This window comes from Curvibacter sp. GW821-FHT09D12 (assembly GCF_059416245.1).
On record NZ_JBWKOU010000007.1, the window covers coordinates 115,019 to 134,982 of the forward strand.

Consider the following 19,964-nt stretch of genomic DNA (forward strand, 5'->3'; position numbering starts at 1 on the left):
GGCCGTCAAAATACATTTGCACAAATATACATGACTGCATTTGACAACCCGTATCCAGGAGGTGTGCCGTGCCCCAGTTACAGCCCAACGCCAACCTCGAGTTGGCCCTGATCGGCAATTGCGCCATCAACGCACTCATCGATCGCCAGGCCCGCATCGTGTGGTGCTGCATGCCGCGCCCCGATGCCGATCCTTTGTTTCATGCGCTGCTCGATTCAGCCGACGGCATAGGCCTCGATGGAACACTGGCCGTCGAGTTGGAGGGTCTGTGCCGGACAGAGCAGGCCTACGATGAAAGCACAGCCATTGTGCGAACGCGTCTTTTCAACACAGCCGGTGCGGGTATCGAGGTGCTTGATTTCGCACCGCGTTACCGCAGCCGCGATCGCATGTTCAGACCAGCTCAGTTGGTACGCCGGGTCCGCCCGCTGGCGGGCCATCCCAGGGTGCGCTTCGTGCTGAGACCCCGTGCAGATTGGGGCAACACCCGGCCTGAGTTGACCCGCGGGAGCAACCATGTGCGTTATGTGATGCCGGACGGGACCTGGCGGGTCAACACCAATGTCCCGATCACCTACCTGGTGGAGGAGACCTGGTTTTCGTTGTCCGGGCCGGTGAGCCTGTTGCTGGGCCCTGACGAATCGCTCAACGGGGGCATCGAAGAAACGGCGCGCCTTTTTGAAGAAGAAACCCACGCCTATTGGCGTCATTGGACCTCGCGCCTGGCCCTGCCGCTGGAATGGCAGGACGCCGTGATCCGCGCGGCCATCACCCTCAAGCTGTGCCAGTTCGAAGAGACCGGCGCCATCCTCGCCGCCGTGACCACCAGCCTGCCGGAGGCGCCACACAGCCAGCGCAACTGGGACTACCGCTATTGCTGGCTGCGCGATGCCTTTTTTGTGGTCCGGGCACTCAACAGCCTGGCCGAGGTGGGCACCATGGAAGACTACCTGCGTTGGTTGCACGATGTGGTGCGCGCCAGCCCCGGTCACGTGCAACCTTTGTACGGTGTAGGCCTGGAGTCACAACTACCCGAACGCCTGCAAGCCGGCCCCGCCGGATACCGGGGGATGGGGCCGGTGCGGGTCGGCAATCAGGCCTACGAGCATTTCCAGCACGATGTGTACGGCAACATTGTGCTGGGCGCGGCCCAATCCTTCCACGATCACCGCCTGCAGAGGCGGGCCGATGCCGAAGACTTCAGACTGCTTGAACGCATGGGCGAACAAGCCTGGCTCTTGCATGACGCCCCCGACGCCGGGATGTGGGAGTTGCGCACCCGGGCCAGGGTGCACACCTCCTCATCCCTGATGTGCTGGGCCGCCTGCGACCGCCTGGCCAAGATCGCCCGCAAGCTGATCTTGCCCGAGCGTGAAGCTCTCTGGGCTGAACGAGCCACGCTGATCCGGCAAAAGATCCTCGAGCGAGCATGGAGCGACAAACGCCAGGCCTTTGTTGAAAGCTTTGAAGGCGAGCACCTGGACGCCAGCGTGCTGCTGATGTGCGAAGTGGGCTTCATTGATGCACTCGACCCCCGTTTCGTGAGCACGGTCCGGGTTCTGGACAACGAACTGTGCGACGGCCCCTTCATGCGTCGTTATGAGGCGCCTGATGATTTTGGCCTGCCTGAAACAGCCTTCAATGTGTGCTCATTCTGGCGGGTGGATGCCCTGGCCCGAGTGGGACGCCTGGACGAAGCACGCGCCAGCTTCGAGCGCCTGCTCAGCCATCGCAATCATGTGGGGTTGCTCTCGGAGGATTTGGCACCCAAGACAGGCGAACTCTGGGGCAACTTCCCTCAGACCTACTCAATGGTCGGGATCATCCACGGTGCCATGCGCCTGTCCCGCCCCTGGGATCAGGTGGTGTAAGAGGATCAAGCCGGCACCAGGCTCTGGTCGCTTGCCATGCCACGCCATGCCGTGGTTTTGTGGCTGCTGCCCCCCTCGCCAGACGCAAAAAAGCGCCGGCACCTTGCGGTGTCAGCGCTTTCAAAGCGGCAACCGTGTCAGTCAAGCGGCCGAACCGGCCCTTGACTGGACAGCAAGCTCAACGAACGGGACGCTTGCGCGCATCGTGCGGAACGAAAGGCCGGGCCGGGCCGGGGCCGGCATGGCGCGGCGCGCCACCCGGCTTGCGGGCAGCAAAATCACCGCGGGGAGCAGCGCCGCCGAAATCACCAAAGCCCGTCTTGCGGCCGTAACCTTGGCCATCGCGCTGCGGCTCACGACGGCCACCGCCGAAGCTGTCAGCCCCTTGGAAACCTTCGCCGCGGGCCGGGCGCTGGCCACGGTCGCCCTGACCGCCAAAGCCACCACCGAAACCACCCCGGTCACCGCCGCCGAAGCCGCCACGGTCACCGCCACCAAAACCGCCGCGATCGCCACCGGCAAAACCGCCACGGCCACCGCCGCCGAACTTGCGGTCACGCGGACCGTAGTCACGGCCTTCGCTGCCACGGCCACGGCCACCGAAGTCGCCACGCGGACGCGCATCGAAGCGCTGTTGCGGCTCCATGCCGGGGATGACTTCGGCCTTGAAAGTCTGCTTGCTGTAACCCTCGATGTCGAAGATCTTGCGACGATCGCGGAACTCGGCAAAGGTAATGGCCAGACCATCGCGACCTGCACGGCCAGTACGGCCAATGCGGTGGGTGTAGTCTTCAGCCTTCATCGGCAGGCCAAAGTTGAACACGTGGGTGATGGTGGGAACGTCGATGCCACGCGCAGCCACGTCGGTGGCCACCAGGATCTGCACCTGACCATTGCGCAGTGCCATCAGGCGGCGATTGCGCAGGCCTTGGCTCAAGGCCCCGTGCAGGGCCACAGCCGAAAAGCCTTCTTGCTGCAGGTCGGTGGCCAGGCCGTCGCATTCCACCTGGGTGCTGGCGAACACAATGGCTTGGTCGATGCTGGTGTCGCGCAGCCAATGGTCGAGCATCTTGCGCTTGTGCTGAGCGTTGTCAGCCCAGAACAGCACCTGCTTGATGTTGGCGTGCTTTTCCTGCGGGGAATCGATCTGGATGCGTTGCGGCTCGCGCATCACGCGGGCAGCCAGTTGCTGAATGCGCGGCGCGAAGGTGGCGCTGAACATCATGGTCTGCTGACGCTGGATCGTGAGCTGGTTGATTTCAGCCAGGTCGTCCGAGAAACCCAGATCGAGCATGCGGTCGGCTTCGTCGACCACCAGGAACTGAACCTGGTCCAGCTTGATCTGCTGCGAGCGCTGCAGGTCAAGCAGTCGACCCGGCGTGGCCACCACCAGATTGGCGTTTTGCAGCTTGGCGATCTGCACTTGGTAGGGCATGCCGCCCACCACGTTGGCAACGCGCAGGCCACGGCAATGCTTGACCAGGTCGATGGCGTCATGGGCCACCTGCTGTGCCAGTTCGCGGGTCGGGCACAGGATCAGGGCGCCGGGAACGGCGGCCTTGAAATTGCGGGCGTTGGTGGGGTCTTTGCGCTTGGGGCGCTTGGGGGCGGGCTCACCGCGGGCGGCGGCCTCAGCCACGGCACGGTCGAACTCGGCACGGGCATCAGCCTCGGCCTGGGCCTGCTGCTGGATCAGCGTGTGCAGCACCGGCAGCAGGAAGGCGGCGGTCTTGCCGCTGCCCGTCTGGCTGGAGACCATCAAGTCGATGTAGCGGGCGGCTTCGCCGGCTTGCACATCGGCGGGCAAGGCCAGCGGAATGGCCTTCAACTGCACGGAGGTGGGTTCGGTGTAGCCCAGGTCGGCCACGGCCTGGACCAGTTCGGGCGCCAGGCCCAGCTTCACGAAGCCATTGGGGAGAGCGGGTTCTGCGGGCTGGCTGGCAGCATCAGATTCGGTACCCAGCACCTGGGCGGCAACTTGGGCCACCACGGCGGCGGTGGAAACAAAGGATTCGGCAGGCGCGATGTCGCCCTGCACTGCAAGAGTGTCGGTCATGGTTTTCTCACACGAAATGCGCCGCCGGCGTAGCCAGCGGACGCTTCGTCAATGGTTAAACAACATCAACCATCAAACGAAGCCTGAACCATCTGGTGTCTGGGAGACGATGGTGCGGGTGGGCGTTTCAGCGAATCTGGAAGACCGACATTCATCGATCCGGACGAGACCTGCTTTTCTGGAAAGCTCTGGGTCACCGTCCACAGCCGCAAGCCCGGGAGTGAAGGGAGATGCACAAGAAGCACCCGTTTCCGAGTGCAGCCTGCGATTGTGACAGGTTCAGGGTTTTCCCGCAAGAGAAAGACCAAAAATGACCGTCAGGCGCCGCCGGTGATGGCGGAACCAGCGAATTTATGACTTGAGGAAGTGCTGACGGTAATGCGCCAGCTCGTCGATCGATTCATGCACATCCGCCAAGGCCGTGTGCTTCTGCGCCTTCTTGAAGCTGGCATAGACCTCGGGCTTCCAGCGCCTGGAAAGCTCCTTGAGCGTGCTGACGTCCAGGTTTCGGTAGTGAAAGAACGCCTCCAGCTTGGGCATGTACTTGACCAGAAAGCGCCTGTCCTGCCCGATGGAGTTGCCACACATGGGGGCCTTGCCCTTGGGCACGTACTGGCGGATGAACTCGATCAAGCCCGCTTCGGCCTCGGCCTCGGTGGTGGTGGATGCCTTGACCTTGTCGATCAGGCCGCTGCGGCCGTGGGTGCCCTTGTTCCAGGCATCCATCTTGTCCAGTTGCGCATCGCTCTGGTGAATCACAAAAACAGGCCCCTCGACGCGGGGCTCCAGGTTCGGTCCGGTCACGACCACGGCGATCTCGATCAAGCGGTCTACCTCGGGGTCCAGTCCGGTCATTTCGCAATCCAGCCACACCAGGTTGAGGTCGGATTTGCTCAGGGGAGATATGGTTTCTGACATGGGCCGATTGTCGCTGATGACCTAAACTCCGCCACCATGCCTGAAGCCTCTTCCACCCTGAACCCTGCGCTGTTGCTCACCAGCGTTTTTGCACTGGCCCTGGTGGCCAGCGTGTTGCTGCGCCTTTGGCTTTCGTCGCGCCAGATCCGCCATGTGGCCCGGCACCGCGCCAACGTGCCGACGCCTTTCTCGCAGAGCATCTCCCTGGCCGCGCATCAGAAGGCGGCCGACTACACCATTGCCAAAAGTCAGCTGGGCATGCTGGAGCTGGCCTGGAGCACGGCCACGCTGATGGCCTGGACGCTGCTGGGCGGCCTGGACGCCCTGAACCAGGCCCTGCTTGGCTGGCTGGGCGCGGGCATGGTGCAACAGATGGCCTTGCTGGGCAGCTTCGTGCTCATCGGCGGGCTGCTGGACCTGCCGTTTTCGCTTTACCAGACCTTTGTGATCGAAGAGCGCTTCGGTTTCAACAAGATCACCTGGCGCCTGTGGCTGGGTGATCTTGTGAAATCCAGCCTGCTCGGTGCGCTGATCGGTCTGCCGCTGGCCAGCCTGATCCTTTGGCTGATGGGCAGCACCGGGCGCTTCTGGTGGCTTTGGGCCTGGAGCACCTGGATGGCCTTCAGCCTGCTGATGATGGTGATCTTCCCGACCTTCATTGCACCGCTGTTCAACAAGTTCCAACCGCTGGAAGATGAGACGCTCAAGTCGCGGGTCACGGCCCTGATGCAACGCTGCGGCTTCTCGGCCAAAGGTCTTTTCGTGATGGATGGCAGCCGGCGCAGCGCCCATGGCAATGCCTATTTCACGGGCTTTGGCGCAGCCAAGCGGGTGGTGTTTTTCGACACCCTGCTCAGCAAGCTCTCACCCGCCGAAGTGGATGCCGTGCTGGCCCATGAACTGGGGCACTTCAAGCACAAGCACATCCTGAAGCGCTTGCTTGGCGTGTTTGCGTTCAGCCTGGCTGGCTTTGCCTTGCTGGGCTGGGTCAGTGGGCAGGTGTGGTTCTTTGCCGGGCTGGGGGTGCAGCCCTCGCTGACAGGCGCCAATGACGCCCTGGCTTTGCTGCTGTTCATGCTGGTGGTGCCGGTGTTCAGCTTTTTTGTGTCGCCCCTGATGGCACGCATGTCGCGACGCCACGAGTTCGAGGCCGATGCCTACGCGGTGGCCCAGACCGATGGGCAGGCCCTGGCCAGCGCCCTGCTCAAGCTTTACGAGGACAATGCCTCCACGCTGACGCCGGACCCGGTGTTTGCCAATTTTTACTACTCCCATCCCCCGGCCTCCGAACGGCTGGTTCGCCTGGGCACTTGAAACGGTTTTGTCTTTGGCCCACACGCATCCCACCATGAACGCCCCGCAATCCCCCGCGAAGCCCGAGCGCACCATGCGCGCCCTGAGCCCGACCGAGATCGTGACCCGACTGGCGCGCCACCCAGGCTGGCGACTCAACGGCGATGGCGCCGACGTCTGCATCGAGAAGGCCTTTGAATTCGACAGCTACGCGGACACCATGGCCTTCGTCAATGCAGTGGCCTTCGTTGCTCGTCGACGCGATCATCACCCGGAAATGACGGTGCGGCCGCACAGTTGCGTGGTGCGCTTCAATACCCATGATGTGAAGGGCCTGTCCGAGCGCGACTTCGATGCCGCCACCCAGGTGGATGGACTGCTCAACACCGACCCCGCAGGCAGCCCCCGTGAGTGATCGCCGCACCTTGCACGAAGGCCTGGTGGTCGCCAGCCACGGGCGCCACTGCGTCGTCGAGAGTTCAGATGGCGTGCGGCGGATCTGCCACCCTCGCGGCAAGAAGAGTCAGGCAGTGGTGGGTGACCGGGTGAGCTGGCTGTCGGCCACGCCGGGCCAAGGCGAGGAAGGCACCATCGAGAAGGTGCTGCCCCGCAAGAACCTGTTCTACCGGCAAGACGAAATACGCACCAAATCCTTTGCCGCCAACCTCGATCAGGTGCTGATCCTGGTGGCGGCCGAGCCCGAGTTCTCGGCCCACCAGCTTTCGCGTGCCCTGATCGCGGCCGAAGCCGAACACATCACGCCGATCATCGGTCTTAACAAGAGCGATCTCGTCGAGCCCTTTGCCCGCGCCTGGGCCCGACTGGCCCCCTACCGGCACATGCATTACGGTGTACTGCCCTTGTCGCTCAAACAGTCGGGAGAAGTCGATCGCGAGCACCTTTTGCGGCTTCTGAGCCACAAGAACACCCTGGTGCTGGGGCCCTCGGGCTCCGGCAAAAGCACGCTGATCAACCTGCTGGTGCCTGGGGCTCTGGCCGAGACCCAGGAGATTTCGCAGGCCCTGAACTCAGGCAAGCACACGACCACCAGCACTTCGTGGTACTGGGTGGACGCAGAGCGCCAGACCGGCCTGATCGATTCCCCCGGCTTCCAGGAGTTCGGACTGCATCACATCGACCCGGCCCAATTGGCGGCTTACATGCCCGACCTCAAGCCCCATGTGGCGAACTGCAAGTTCTACAACTGCACCCACTTGCACGAGCCAGGCTGCGGCGTGATGGCCGCAGTGAGCGCCGAAGACCGGCCGGACGCCATCAGCGAACAACGCTACCGCATCTATGCCGACCTGTTCGCGGAACTGAGTCAAAGCCGCTATTGAAGCCTTGACGGCCTTGCCACCCGCTCAAGCGGGCAAGAGGGGCCGCAAGGCCTCGACCAGGGCATGGCACTGGTCCGGCGTACCCACCGTGATGCGCAGGTACTGGTCAATGCGCGGCAAACGGAAGTGCCGCACCAGCACCGCGCGCTCACGCAGCCCCGCAGCCAGCAAGCCCGCATCACATGCCGGGTGGCGAGCGAACAGAAAATTGGTCTGCGAGGGCAGAACCTCGAAACCCAGATCCTCAAGCTGCAGGGCCAGGCCTTCGCGGCTGTGCATCACCGCTTGGCGCGTCTTGTCAAAATAGGCTTGATCCTCGTAGGCCGCCTGCGCGCCCGCTTGGGCCAGCTTGTCTAGGGGGTAGGAGTTGAAGCTGTTCTTGACCCGCTCCAGGGCGTCGATCAGGTGGCGCTGCCCCATCGCCACCCCCACCCGCAATCCCGCCAGCGAGCGGGACTTGGACAAGGTGTGCACCACCAGCAGGTTCGGGTGCTGCTCAATCAAGGACACCGCGCTCTGGCCGCCAAAGTCAACATAGGCCTCGTCCACCAACACCACCTTGTCGGGGTGCTGGCGCAGCAGGCGCTGGATCTCAGCCAAGGGCAAGCCGATACCGGTAGGGGCATTGGGATTGGCCACCACCACACCTGCGGTCACGGAACCCGCCGGCGCGACCAGATCAGCAACCTCCAGCCGAAGCCCTTCACGCAAAGGGATTTTCAGCGCAGGGATGCCATACAGATCGCAATAAACACTGTAGAAGCTGTAGGTGATGTCCGGCATCAGCAGCGGGGCGCCACCGTGCTGGAAAAAGGCCTGGAAGGCGTGGGCCAAGACCTCATCCGACCCGTTGCCCACGAACACCTCACCCCACTGCAAACCATGGTGGGCCGCGATGGTGCGACGCAATTCGAGGGACTCCGGATCAGGGTAGCGCTCCAGGCCCGCAAGGGTAGCGGCATGGATCGCGGCCAGCACCCGAGGCGATGGCGGGTAAGGGTTCTCGTTGGTGTTGAGCTTGACCAGGCCGGCCATGCGCGGCTGCTCACCGGGCACATAGGGCTTGAGCGTGCCCACCAGGGGGCTCCAGAAACTTGGATTCATGTCGGATCTCTCGCTTGCATGAGGGCCCCAGGGTGCAGGGCAGAATCAAGACGGGGCCTTGGACGGGCCCGGGGCTGTCAGGCGCAGCGTCCTGACAGCTGTGATCAACCCAGCAGACGGGCCAGCGTCAGCAGGGCCAACAAAACCATCCACACCACGACAGAGCGCCACACCAAGCCCACGATCTGGGCCAGGTGAGCGACCTCCGGCTCTCGGCCCGGCGTGCTGTCGCTGTCTGCCGACTCGGCATCGGCCTCGCCTGCCGAAAATTCGGGCAGTTGAGAAGGCAAGGCGGTGACTTTCAAGGCCTCGCCACCCAGACGCACATTGATCGCCCCTGCCGTCGCGGCCAGCACCACACCGTCGTTGTCATTGGGAAACCGCTGGGCATGGTAGCGCCAGCCATCGATGGCCTCCTCGAAGTTACCAACCACCGCGAAGACCAGCGCCGTCAGGCGCGCGGGCAGCCAATCGATCACAGTCCAGGACTGGGCGGCAGCACGTTGAAGGGCATCGCTCACTGCCTGCTGCCCCACGCGATTGCGGTAACGCCAATAACGCGACACAAACTCGGACAAGCGGTAGATCACCGCCCCTGCGGGCCCCAGGCCGACCGCCGCGAGCACGGAGTACCAGGCCAGCACGCCAAACACGTGCCGGTGGGCCGCCAGCACCGAGTACTCGATCACATGGCGCACGATCTCACTGCGCGGCAACTCGCTGGCATCCACCTGCTGCCACTGGGCCAACAGCTCACGGGCTCGCGCCTCGTCCCCATCTTCCAGGGCATCGCGGATGTCGGTGAAATGGTGGCTGAACTGCCGGAATCCCAGGGTGACGTACAGCACAGCCACGTTCCAGAGCATGGCCACTGGCCAGCCCACAAACACCCACAGCAACCAGTGGATGGCCAGCGCCATCAGCGCCGGAAACAGCACAGCGAGGCCCCAGGTGATCCAGCCATGCTGAGGTTTGCCGGCATCAAAATTGCGGCTGGCCGTGCGCGCCCAGGCCCGCAATCCCGCATGAATCGGATTGCTGCGCCCCAACGGCCGGGCCTGCTCGATCAACAAAGCCAAAAGAATGGCGAAAAAACTCATGTCGCGATGATACCGGGGGCTCTTGCCGCTTCAGCGTCGCAGCCCTCAGGCGACCAGAAATCGGTAGAAATTGCGCAACATGCCGGCCGTGGCACCCCAGATGAAACGCTCCTGCTCACCGTCCATCCACGGCATCGAAAACCATTCGCGCCGCACCCCTTCGGCCTCATAGGCATGGCGCCGGTGGTTCGCAGGGTTCATCAGAAAGGCCAGCGGCACCTCAAAGGCCGAGGCCACCTCGTCAGGGTTGAGCTGCAGGCTGAAACCCGGACTGACCAAGCCCACCACCGGGGTGACGATGTAAGCGGTGCCGGTGGTGTAAATGGGCAGGCTGCCCAGCACCTGAACGTGCTCTGGCGCCAGCCCCACCTCTTCCTGGGCTTCGCGCAAGGCCGTGGCCGCAGGCGAGGCATCGGTGTCGTCCATGCGCCCCCCTGGAAAGGCGACCTGGCCGGAGTGCGTCGACAGATGCTCAGTGCGCTGGGTGAGCAGCACCGTAGGCTCGTCACGCAGCACGATGGGCACCAGCACCGAAGCCTGAGCGGGTTGCCGATTGGCGAAGCGGCGCTCCATCGTCACTTCGGGCTGCCAGGTCGGCGGCAGGGCAAACCGCTTGGCCATGGCCTCGGGGCGCATTCGCTCCGCACTGACGGCCGGCAAATCAGCATCCGTGCGCAGCACCGGCACCGCACGGGGGTCAAAGTTCGGCAGGCGCGACAAGGGCGTGAGGGCGGAGGGTTCAGTGCTCAAGGAAAGGCCCCTGGGGTGAAAGCAATGGCCTGGCAGACCGGATGGTGTGCCGCAAAAACAAAAAAGCCGCTGACAGCATGGGCTGCAGCGGCTTTCCCGGAAGAAGCTATCAAGCTCAGGCGGCAGCAGCCACCTTGTTGACACGCGACGGCAGCTTTTCCTTGATGCGAGCCGACTTGCCGCTGCGCGAACGCAGGTAGTACAGCTTGGCACGGCGGACATCACCACGACGCTTGACTTCGATGCTGGCGATCAGCGGGCTGTAGGTTTGGAACGTACGTTCCACGCCTTCGCCGCTGGAGATCTTGCGCACGATGAAGCCACTGTTGAGGCCACGGTTGCGCTTGGCGATCACGACGCCTTCGAAAGCCTGAACGCGCTTGCGGGTGCCTTCAACCACGTTCACGCTGACGATCACGGTGTCGCCAGGGGCGAACTCGGGAATGGTCTTGTTCAGGCGAGCAATTTCTTCTTGCTCAAGAGTTTGGATCAGATTCATGAGGACCTCATACGATCTTGCCCGCGCCAGGATGGCAGTGTCGGAATGACGTGCACCGTGCTGCACAGGACTGAAGCAAAACGCCGTGCTGGCGCACGACACACTGCTTCAACCCTGGGGACAATTCAGAAGAATTTGCAAGGTGGCTTGTCCGCAAAATGACGGATCAAGCGGCCGGCCAGAGGATCGAAAAGCCTTTGATTATAACCAATCAGGAATTTCTGGCCAAGGCGGCTTCATCCTTGGCACTCAGCAGACCGGATTCACGCGCCGCCACGATCAGTTCAGGCCGGTGTTGCGCCGTGATGCGAAGGCGCTCGTCCCGACGCCATCGCTCGATGTGGGCATGGTGCCCCGACAGCAGCACCTCAGGCACAGGTACCGGCGCGGCGCCCTCACCGGGCTGCCAGACTTCGGGCCGGGTGTAGTGCGGACAGTCCAGCAGCCCATCGAGGGCCGGATTGAAGCTGTCGAACTGGTGGCTGCCCTCGTCATTGAGCACGCCGGGCTGCAGACGTGTGACGGCATCGATCAGGGCCATGGCAGCAATCTCGCCCCCCGACAGCACGAAATCACCCAGGCTGATCTGCGCATCGACATGGGCATCAATGAAGCGCTGATCGATGCCCTCGTAACGACCGCACAGCAAGATCGCACCTGGACCTTGCGCCCACCGCTCAACGCCAGGATGGTTGAGCACCCGCCCGATGGGCGAAAACAGCACCACCGGCGCCCGCTCATCCTCGGCCAGGCTGGCACGATCGGCACGCAGGGCCTGCAGGCAACGCTCCAGAGGTTCGATCATCATGACCATGCCTGGACCACCACCAAAAGGCCGGTCATCCACGCGCCGGTAGTTGCCTTGGGCAAAATCGCGCGGATTCCAGAGACGAACGCTCACCTGGCCTGAGGCATAGGCCCGGCGCGTCACGCCCGCCGCCAGAAACGGCTCGAACAACTCAGGGAACAGGGTGATGACGTCAAATCGCATGGGTTGATGCCGGCCAGGCTCAGTAATCAGGCTGCCAATCGACGGTGATGCATCGGCCCGCCAGGTCCACCTTGTCCACATAAGCCGCCACAAAGGGCACCATGCGCTCCAGGGTCTTGCCGTCTTGCTCATAGGCGATGACCAGCACCGTCTGAGGCCCGGTGTGCATCAGGTCGCGCACCACACCCAGCGCCAGGCCTTCGCGGTTCACCACATTCAGACCGAGCAGGTCCACCCAGTAGTACTCATCGGCGCCAGCAGTCGGGAAGCTGGAGCGCGGCACAAAAATCCGCGCACCTTTCAGGGCTTCGGCCGCATTGCGATCAGGCACGTCAAGAGAGGTGGCCACGACAGAGTCCGAATGGTCCTTGGCCTCCTTGATCACCAGGCGCACGGTCCCTGTGAAGGTCTTGGCCCCTTTTTCAGCCGGTTGCAGGTACCAGCGCTTGGACGAAAACAGGGCCTCAGGCGAGGCGCTGTAAGGCAACACCCGGAACCAGCCTTTGATGCCCCAGGCATCGGCAATGCGACCCACCTCGATGGCATCGACCGGAAGCTCAGCGGCTTCGAGAGGGGGAAAGTTCTGTGACATGAAAATGCAGGCCCCAAAAAAATTCAGGCCGGCGGTGCGAACACTGCCGGCCTGTTGATGCGCTCAGTCAATGCGCTCAATCAGTCAAGCGAAGAGCGTGCGGATTGAACGCGTGGCGCGATCAGGCAGCCTTCTTGGCCAGTTGCTTGATCAGGCGTTCCACGGTGTCGGAAGCCTGGGCGCCAACGCCCTTCCAGTAGGTCAGACGGTCTTGCGCAATGCGCAGACCTTCTTCCGATTCCTTGGCGCTGGGGTTGTAAAAACCCAGACGCTCAATGAAGCGGCCATCGCGACGTTCGCGCTTGTCTGCGACGACGATGTTGTAGAACGGACGGGCCTTGGAGCCGCCGCGGGAGAGTCGAATGACGACCATGATTTATCCTTGGGTGGTGGAATTTCTTCCGAAATTTCTTCCAGCGTTGAGACACGCGACATAGCCACCCGGCCAGCGACACGCTGAATAGCTCTCGATTATAACCCCTTCACGTTTTTATGCCGATCATCCGCCCCAGCACCGAAGCCGACGTACCCGCCATCACCGCCCTCTATGCCCACCATGTGCTGCATGGCACCGGTACTTTTGAGGTCGATCCGCCCAATGAAACCGACATGGCCGCAAGGCGCACTGACGTGCTGGCCAAAGGCCTGCCCTACCTGGTCATGGAGCACGAGGGCCGGGTGGTGGGCTTCTCGTATTGCAACTGGTTCAAGCCTCGGCCCGCCTATCGTTTTTCCGCAGAAGACTCGATCTACATGGCCCCGGAGGCCAAGGGCCAGGGCTGGGGGCGCGCCTTGCTGGCCGAACTGGCCGCCAGGGCCGAGGCCGTGGGCGTGCGCAAGTTGATCGCCGTGATCGGTGACTCGGCCAACGCCGGTTCGATCGGCGTGCACCGCAGTGTCGGCTTCACTCCGGCCGGTGTACTCAAGGCCTGCGGCTGGAAGTTCAATCGATGGCTCGACATCGTGCTGATGGAAAAAAGCCTGGGTCAGGGCGACCGCAGTTCACCCGAGTAAAGTCGGGCCATGAAAAACAAAACTCTCGCGGCGTGGCTGGCCTTTCTGGGCGGCCCGCTGGGCTTGCATCGTTTTTACCTGAAGGGTTGGGGTGACTGGCTGGGCTGGGCGCTTTGGGTTCCGACCCTGCTCGGCCTGTGGGGTCTTGAGCGGGTGCAGGCTCTGGGCCTGGACGACACCTTGAGTTGGGTGCTGCTGCCCGTGATGGGTTTCAACATCGCAGGCTGTGCCCTGTGTGCCATCGTCTACGGACTGATGACACCCGAGAAATGGAACAGCCGCTACAACCCCGGCGCAGCGGGTGATGCGCCCCCGGGGCGCACCCACTGGGGCACAGTTGCGGTGCTGGCAGCCGCCTTGTTGATCGGCACCGGCGTGCTGATGGCCAGCCTGGTCTACAGTTTTCAGCGCTACTTTGAATACCAGATCGACGAAGCCCGCAAGATCTCCCAGCCTGCCGACTGAGGCTCAGGGCCTCAGCCGCGCGCCGGCAAAGAGTTGAGCGGATCGCCACCGTAGAGCCAGGGGACGTCCAGGAGCCGGTCACCCAGGAGCTGCATGCCCAGGTCTCGGCCCCAACGCAGCAAACCACTGGAGTGGAAGATGCGCCCGTTGCGCTCGGCCCGGGCCTGCACGCGGGCGCAACGTTGCCAACGGTTCAGTGCGTAGCGCTGCAGCCGGGTGGGTAGATCGATCTCGAACATGGCCAGGGACTGCGCCAAGGCGTGGGCGTCCTCGATGGCCATGCCTGCACCCTGGGCGAGGTAGGGGCGCATGGGGTGCGCTGCATCGCCCAGCAGGGCCACACGCCCGCGAGCCATCTGGTCGGCGCCCGCCACGGGCGGCCGGTCGCACAAGGCCCAGAGGCGCCATTCAGGCACGGCTCCGATCAGCGCCCGCAAGCCCGAGCAGGTCCCGGCCATGGCGATTTGCAACTGCTGCGCATTGGTGCTGTGGTCCCAATGGCTGAGATCGCCCTCGACCTCGCCGTGCACGATGGCCACCACGTTCTGCCAGTCGCCCCCCCGCACCGGGTAGGCCACCACATGCAGACGCGGCCCCAGCCAGGCCGTGACAGATTGGGTTCTCAAGGCCGCAGGCAAAGACGATTGCGGCAACATGGCACGAAAGGCCAGATGGCCGGTGGCACGCGGCTGGCTGTCGCCCCACACCTCACGCCGCACCTGGCTCCACAGGCCGTCGGCACCGACCAATACATCACCTTCAATGCGCTTTCGACCCTCCAGCTCCAGTGACACCCCCTCCCCAGCGGCCGCCCCATGCACGCCCAGTACGGACGAGGCCTGGTGCAGCGCCACCTGCCCATGGGCACGGACGGCCTCCAACAGCACGTGGTGCAGGTCGGCGCGGTGGATGGTGGCATAGGGTGCGCCGTAGCGCGCCTCGGCGCGGCCACGCAACGCCAGCCCGCCCAGCACGGCCCCAGACAACGCAGACCGCACCTGCAGCCGATCCGGAAAGGCAGCCACCTCTTTGAGCGCGGCCTCCAGCCCCCAGTGATGGAGCACACGGACCACGTTCGGGCTGATCTGGATCCCTGCCCCCACCTCGCTGAAAACAGGGGCGCGCTCAAACAGGCGCACCACCCAACCGGCTTGCGCACAGGCCAGGGCGGCGGCCAAGCCGCCAATCCCACCACCGGCCACCAAAACTTCGATCTGCTGACTCATCCGAGGATTGTGCCGCGCTCCTGGCGCTCGTTTTCGACCAAGCCTTGCGCTCGCTCAAGCACATCGACTGGCGACGGCCGCCCGAAGAGGTAGCCCTGAAAGGCTCGGCACCCACTTTGAAACAAAAATTCGAGCTGTCCCAGCGTCTCGACCCCTTCGGCCACCACGGCCAGGTCCAGGCTGCCGGCCAAAGCCAGAATGGTGCGGACGATGGCGGCGTCGTTGGGATCAACCAGGACATCACGCACAAAGGACTGATCGATTTTCAACTGATCCAGCGGCAGACGCTTCAGATAGCTCAGGCTGGAGTACCCGGTGCCAAAGTCGTCCAACGAAAAGCGCACGCCTTCCATGCGCAATTCGGTCATCTTGGCAATCATGTCCTCCACATCGGTGAGCAGAAGGCTCTCCGTCAACTCCAGTTGCAGACATCGCGCCCGAGCCCCGGAGCGCGACAGGCTCTGGCGTACCCAGGACACGAAATCAGGGTGCCTGAATTGCCGGGCGCTCACATTGACAGAAATGGTCAGGTCACGCGTGGCCTCCTGCTCTGACCACCTCACGAGCTGGGCACAGGCCTGGTCGAGCACCCACAGACCCAGGGGCAGGATCAGTCCCGTCTGCTCGGCCAAGGGGATGAATTCCCCCGGCGAGACCATGCCGCGCTGCGGATGCGCCCAGCGCACCAAGGCCTCGGCACCGGTGATGCGACGCGCGTCGTCCACCACGGGTTGGTAGTACAGCAGCAGTTCATGGCGCAGCAGGCCCTGCCGCAGGTCGCCCTCCAGCACCGAACGTGCGGTGACGGCGGCCTGCATCTGCGGGTCAAAGAAGCGCAGCGTGTTGCGCCCGTTCGCCTTGGCCTGATACATGGCCAGGTCGGCACGCTTGAGCAACTCATCAATCGGGGTTTCGTCGCCCTGGAACAGAGTGATGCCGATGCTGGGTGTGCTGTAGTACTCCAGGCCGTTGAGGTCAAAAGGCTTGTTCATGCTGGCCAGCAGCTTTTCAGCCACACGTTCGGTCTGCTCCGCGGCCGCAGCCCGGTCATGGGCCAGGTCTTCCAGCATCAACACAAACTCGTCGCCTCCGAAGCGCGCGACCGTATCGCACTGCCGCACGCACTTGACGAGCCGGCGCCCGACCTGCACCAGCAGTTGATCGCCCTTGGCGTGGCCCAAGGTGTCGTTCAGATCCTTGAAGTTGTCCAGGTCCAGGAACAACAGGGCCCCGTGATGCCCCATGCGCTCGCTGGACAGGCAGGCTTGATGCAGGCGATCGATCAGCAGGCGACGATTGGGCAGTTCGGTCAGTGCATCGTAGAAAGCCAGGCGCTCGATTTCGCGCTCGGCTCGCTTGCGATCCGTGATGTCACGCGCCACCCCCAGAATGCCCGTGATTTGGCCTTCATTGTCCCGAATGGGTGTCTTGATGGTTTCGAACAAGCCATGGTGACCATCCGAGAACACCATGTCCTCTTCGTAGATCATCGCCTGCTTCAATTTCAGCATTTCCAGGTCCCGGGCACGGTAATGCCGGGCGGCCTCCACCGAGAACAGTTGCTCGTCGGTGCACCCCATGATGGCGGCCTCGCCGTGCCCGGCAAATCGCTCGAAAACCGGATTGCAATATTGGTAACGGCCTTCGATGTCCTTCAGGAACACCATGTCAGGCAGTGCATTGACCAGGGCTCGCAGGCGGGTCTGGTTCTGCTCCAGGGCCAGTTCCATGGTCTTGCGTTCGGTGGTGTCGATGGCAAAGGCAATGAAGCCGACGATCGCGCCGTCCGCCCCACGCTCGGGCGCCAATGTGGTGTGGCGGTAGCGCACCTGCCCCGAGGGCAGTTCCACCCGGTTCTCGAAAACGACCAGCTCCCCGGCCAAGGTACGCTCCACAAAGGGCAGCATGCGCTGCAGCCGGTCCGGTGAAACGATGGCCGACAAGGGCTGCCCGCGCATGGCCTCGACCGAATGACCGAACCAGGAGGCGTGGGCCTGGTTGACAAACTGAAACCTGAGGTCGCGATCCAGCCGCGACACCCCACCGGGCATCTGCATGAGAATGCTGGCCAGTTGCGCATCCTTCTCATGGGCCCGTCGCTCAGCCTCTTTGCGGGGGGTGACATCAATGTTGAAGCCCACCAGTCCCCGCACCGATTCGCCCTGCCAAAGAGGCGCCACGATGCACAGGAACGAGCGCATCCGGCCCTGCACCGGGGTGTCCATCTCGTATTCGATCACTTCGCCTTGCCAGGCTCGGGCGTTGTAGCGTGCCCAGCGTGCCTGCTCTTCCACCTGGTCGGTGCACTGAGCCGGTGTCAGGCCCAGTTGGGTGCCGAAATGGGCCACCCGTGCCGGGTTCTCGAGCACCAGGCGTTCCTGCTCGTCCCGCACCCAGGCCTCAAATGGCATGTTGTCGACCATGGTGCGCAAGACGGCCTCATTGCTGCGTTGCAATTGCTCATCCAACTTTTCACGGGTGATGTCCAACACCAGCCCGTCCCACATGACGCGACCATCGTCCAAAGGCCTGGGCGCCGAGCAGACACGCAGCCACCGCATGACCCCATTTTTGCCAGGCATGCGCACCACCACATCCAACACGGACATCGAACGCGCTGATTCGGCCTCTGCCGCGCGTAGCAAGTCCAGGTCCTCGGGTAGCAGGCGCCCGTACAACAACATCGGATCGCGCACAACATCGGCCATGTTCATGCCGCCCACACGCTGCACCGCATCGCTCACATACACAAATCTGTTGTGGCCCTGCAGGTCACGTTCGGCCTGAAAAAGCAGTCCGTTGGGAATATTCCTGGCCAGGGCGGCCAGTTGGGCCTCCCGATCACGCAACGAGGCCTCGGTCCGCCTCACCAGTTCATAGGGCTGGCGAATGTTGATGCCAAACACGGCCCGGAAGATAAGCCAATCCGCCAGCACCTTGAAGACATGCCCCAGCACATTGAGTGAATCTTCTGGCGCGTGGTAGCTGGCAAACACGACCTCGCCCAAGGCCATCACGAAACAGGCCCCCGCCAGCCAATACCCACGCGATCGGCCGGTGCGCTGTGCCGAGCCCCAGAAAGTGACCGCAATCGCCAGGTTGACCAGACACAGCAGGTATTCGACAAACACCTTGAATGTCGTCAGGCCGTATTCCGGCACATAGACCGCAGGCAAACCCGCTGGCGGCCAGGTGAACAGCCCGAACAAGCCCAGCGAAACCGCCACGGCGGCTCCGAACCAGCGTCCGGCCGCACCCGGCAGGCGAAGGTTGATCGCCAGCAGCGTCAACGCCAGGGTTTCGAAAATCCGAGCGGCCAACCAGAAGTAAATCGCCTTGGAGGTACTCGATGTGGACAACAAAGGCGGCATCCCGGCGTAGGACAGCGCGTGCAACAAATCGCAGACAGCCGTCACCGTGAAGCCGAAAATCAGGGCATTGGACTGCCTCCGCTGCACCCGGTCCAGCGAGTACCAGGACACGGCCACCACCAAAGAGGCCACCACCACGGCCGACAACTCCAGCAGAAGGTGCAAACCCAGCCACAAACCCTCACCCCGCTCAAACAGCCGCACCGGGGGTGACAACATCAACAATGAAAGAAGCACCCCGGCAGCCATCCCCAGTCGGGTCGTTATTTTTCGCGCCTGAAGACTGGCGTCTTGGTCCTTCATGCTGACAGCCTATCGATTTCGTTACATCCTTTATCAGGCAAAAACGACCGATCGACAATAAGAATGTGGAGCATTGCGGCCTAAATACCTCAATCCCGTCGGTCGGCTGCTAGAGAACGGTCTTCGTCAGCCCGCAGCAAGGTCTGATCATTGGACTCACCCCATGACCGATGACACGGCAGGCCCATCCCGGGCCGAGGCCGCACCGCCTGCCCCGGTTCGGTGCATGAAGGACTTGTCAGCGACGATGCGAAAACGAACGGAGAACCGCCATGGAAAAATCGAGGCGGCAGGGCATGGCGCTCCCAAAAAGCACCGGTCTTCCTGCGGATGACGAAATCCTGAGCACCAGCCGAACAGACGGGTTCAGCCGTTCATTTCATCCGCGCAACGCTGCGGCCTGATATGGGGTCCGCCTTGCGGCGCACCTTGCTTGAATGACAAAGCGCTCTGCCGACACTGACAATTCAAGGAGATAGCCAACACGCCAATCTCAAATACCTTCACGCACCCAAAATGAAAATCAAAAACACATGATTTTCACTATATCAATTCACATCATCAAACCCGCCGATCCATGAGCCCACCGGAAGGCAGGGTCTCAAACACATTTAGACACAAGTTCGGCTACCACGCGCGAGAACCCCAATGTTCTTGACCAACGAGACAACAAAAAGCCCGTGCAGAAGTGTTTCTGCACGGGCTTTTTGTTGTCATGCGCCTGAAGCGCAGAACGGGATTCAATCAATCATCAGGGGATCACGCGGCAATCAGAAATTGAGCACGGTCCTGATCTTGAATCCACTTAGGGGCCTTGCCGCGGCCAGTCCAGGTTTCGCCTGTGGCGGGATTGCGGTATTTGGCAGCCACTTTGCCACCCTTGGCAGCAGAACTGCTGCGGGCGCGCGGTGCCTGGAAAATATCTTCGGCCGTCAGACCAAAATCAGCCACCAAAGTACGCACTTGCGCCACCGCGTCAGCGGTTTCACGCTTGCGGGCTTCTTGAATTTGCTGCTCAAGGGCTTCGCGTTGCTTCAGTAGATCCTTGTAAGTGGTGCTCATGATTTGATC

At 62.8% G+C, this 19,964-nt stretch carries 18 protein-coding genes; 6 read left to right on the forward strand and 12 right to left on the reverse strand.

Annotation, left to right across the window (positions count from 1 at the left end; all coding sequences use genetic code 11):
- The first annotated feature begins 68 nt into the window (after positions 1 to 68).
- Positions 69 to 1,871 (forward strand): glycoside hydrolase family 15 protein, encoded by a 1,803-nt coding sequence (locus AC07PT_RS13490; RefSeq protein ID WP_494656947.1) that lies wholly within the window; start codon positions 69 to 71, stop codon positions 1,869 to 1,871.
- Positions 1,872 to 2,049: 178 nt separating this feature from the next.
- On the opposite strand, the gene AC07PT_RS13495 is transcribed toward AC07PT_RS13490, so the two are convergent.
- Together AC07PT_RS13495 and orn are read right to left on the reverse strand one after the other, a co-directional pair.
- The gene (locus AC07PT_RS13495; RefSeq protein ID WP_492347892.1) at positions 2,050 to 3,927 is read right to left on the reverse strand and encodes a DEAD/DEAH box helicase; all 1,878 of its coding nucleotides are present in this window, start codon (positions 3,925 to 3,927) and stop codon (positions 2,050 to 2,052) included.
- A gap of 351 nt (positions 3,928 to 4,278) precedes the next feature.
- Complete coding sequence (orn, locus tag AC07PT_RS13500) at positions 4,279 to 4,845, reverse strand: oligoribonuclease (RefSeq protein ID WP_492347891.1); 567 nt, start codon at positions 4,843 to 4,845, stop codon at positions 4,279 to 4,281.
- Between the two features lie 36 nt (positions 4,846 to 4,881).
- On the opposite strand from orn, the gene AC07PT_RS13505 reads away from it, so the two are divergent.
- From AC07PT_RS13505 to rsgA, 3 genes are read left to right on the forward strand one after another with little or no spacing between them, the layout of a single operon-like run.
- Positions 4,882 to 6,159 (forward strand): M48 family metallopeptidase, encoded by a 1,278-nt coding sequence (locus AC07PT_RS13505; RefSeq protein ID WP_492347890.1) that lies wholly within the window; start codon positions 4,882 to 4,884, stop codon positions 6,157 to 6,159.
- A gap of 34 nt (positions 6,160 to 6,193) precedes the next feature.
- Positions 6,194 to 6,553, forward strand: coding sequence for a 4a-hydroxytetrahydrobiopterin dehydratase (locus AC07PT_RS13510; RefSeq protein ID WP_494656948.1), 360 nt, complete (start codon positions 6,194 to 6,196; stop codon positions 6,551 to 6,553).
- A complete protein-coding gene (rsgA, locus tag AC07PT_RS13515) occupies positions 6,510 to 7,478 on the forward strand; it encodes a ribosome small subunit-dependent GTPase A (protein ID WP_494657038.1) in 969 nt (322 codons plus the stop codon). Before AC07PT_RS13510 ends, rsgA begins: the two co-directional genes overlap by 44 nt.
- A 24-nt stretch (positions 7,479 to 7,502) precedes the next feature.
- Here rsgA and hisC read toward each other — a convergent pair whose 3' ends face one another.
- The 7 genes from hisC to rpsP all read right to left on the reverse strand — a co-directional run bounded on the left by hisC (position 7,503) and on the right by rpsP (position 12,887).
- Complete coding sequence (gene hisC, locus AC07PT_RS13520; RefSeq protein WP_494656950.1) at positions 7,503 to 8,582, reverse strand: histidinol-phosphate transaminase; 1,080 nt, start codon at positions 8,580 to 8,582, stop codon at positions 7,503 to 7,505.
- 104 nt (positions 8,583 to 8,686) lie between these two features.
- A complete protein-coding gene (locus AC07PT_RS13525; RefSeq protein WP_492347886.1) occupies positions 8,687 to 9,682 on the reverse strand; it encodes a CobD/CbiB family protein in 996 nt (331 codons plus the stop codon).
- Between the two features lie 45 nt (positions 9,683 to 9,727).
- Positions 9,728 to 10,432 carry a CoA pyrophosphatase gene (locus tag AC07PT_RS13530; RefSeq protein ID WP_492347885.1) on the reverse strand — a complete coding sequence of 235 codons (705 nt, stop codon included), beginning with the start codon at positions 10,430 to 10,432 and terminating at the stop codon, positions 9,728 to 9,730.
- Positions 10,433 to 10,547: 115 nt separating this feature from the next.
- Positions 10,548 to 10,931, reverse strand: coding sequence for a 50S ribosomal protein L19 (gene rplS, locus AC07PT_RS13535; protein ID WP_492347884.1), 384 nt, complete (start codon positions 10,929 to 10,931; stop codon positions 10,548 to 10,550).
- 211 nt (positions 10,932 to 11,142) lie between these two features.
- Positions 11,143 to 11,922 (reverse strand): tRNA (guanosine(37)-N1)-methyltransferase TrmD, encoded by a 780-nt coding sequence (trmD, locus tag AC07PT_RS13540; RefSeq protein ID WP_492347883.1) that lies wholly within the window; start codon positions 11,920 to 11,922, stop codon positions 11,143 to 11,145.
- A gap of 19 nt (positions 11,923 to 11,941) precedes the next feature.
- Positions 11,942 to 12,514, reverse strand: a complete 573-nt coding sequence (gene rimM, locus AC07PT_RS13545) for a ribosome maturation factor RimM (RefSeq protein ID WP_492347882.1) — start codon at positions 12,512 to 12,514, stop codon at positions 11,942 to 11,944.
- A 121-nt stretch (positions 12,515 to 12,635) separates the two neighbouring features.
- Positions 12,636 to 12,887, reverse strand: coding sequence for a 30S ribosomal protein S16 (gene rpsP / locus AC07PT_RS13550; RefSeq protein WP_019574721.1), 252 nt, complete (start codon positions 12,885 to 12,887; stop codon positions 12,636 to 12,638).
- A 119-nt stretch (positions 12,888 to 13,006) separates the two neighbouring features.
- Here rpsP and AC07PT_RS13555 point away from each other — a divergent pair, with 119 nt between their 5' ends.
- Positions 13,007 to 13,528 carry a GNAT family N-acetyltransferase gene (locus AC07PT_RS13555; protein WP_492347881.1) on the forward strand — a complete coding sequence of 174 codons (522 nt, stop codon included), beginning with the start codon at positions 13,007 to 13,009 and terminating at the stop codon, positions 13,526 to 13,528.
- 9 nt (positions 13,529 to 13,537) lie between these two features.
- A complete protein-coding gene (locus tag AC07PT_RS13560; RefSeq protein ID WP_492347880.1) occupies positions 13,538 to 13,993 on the forward strand; it encodes an NINE protein in 456 nt (151 codons plus the stop codon).
- Between the two features lie 11 nt (positions 13,994 to 14,004).
- Here the strand turns inward: AC07PT_RS13560 and AC07PT_RS13565 are convergent, their stop codons facing one another.
- From AC07PT_RS13565 to AC07PT_RS13575, 3 genes are all read right to left on the reverse strand, one after another.
- Positions 14,005 to 15,219 (reverse strand): FAD-dependent monooxygenase, encoded by a 1,215-nt coding sequence (locus AC07PT_RS13565; RefSeq protein WP_494656951.1) that lies wholly within the window; start codon positions 15,217 to 15,219, stop codon positions 14,005 to 14,007.
- Entirely contained in the window at positions 15,216 to 18,809 is a 3,594-nt protein-coding gene (locus AC07PT_RS13570; RefSeq protein ID WP_492347878.1) for a bifunctional diguanylate cyclase/phosphodiesterase, read from the reverse strand. The genes AC07PT_RS13565 and AC07PT_RS13570 overlap by 4 nt, the downstream gene beginning before the upstream one ends.
- Positions 18,810 to 19,652: 843 nt before the next feature.
- Positions 19,653 to 19,955, reverse strand: coding sequence for an H-NS histone family protein (locus tag AC07PT_RS13575; RefSeq protein WP_019574726.1), 303 nt, complete (start codon positions 19,953 to 19,955; stop codon positions 19,653 to 19,655).
- Positions 19,956 to 19,964: the final 9 nt, after the last annotated feature.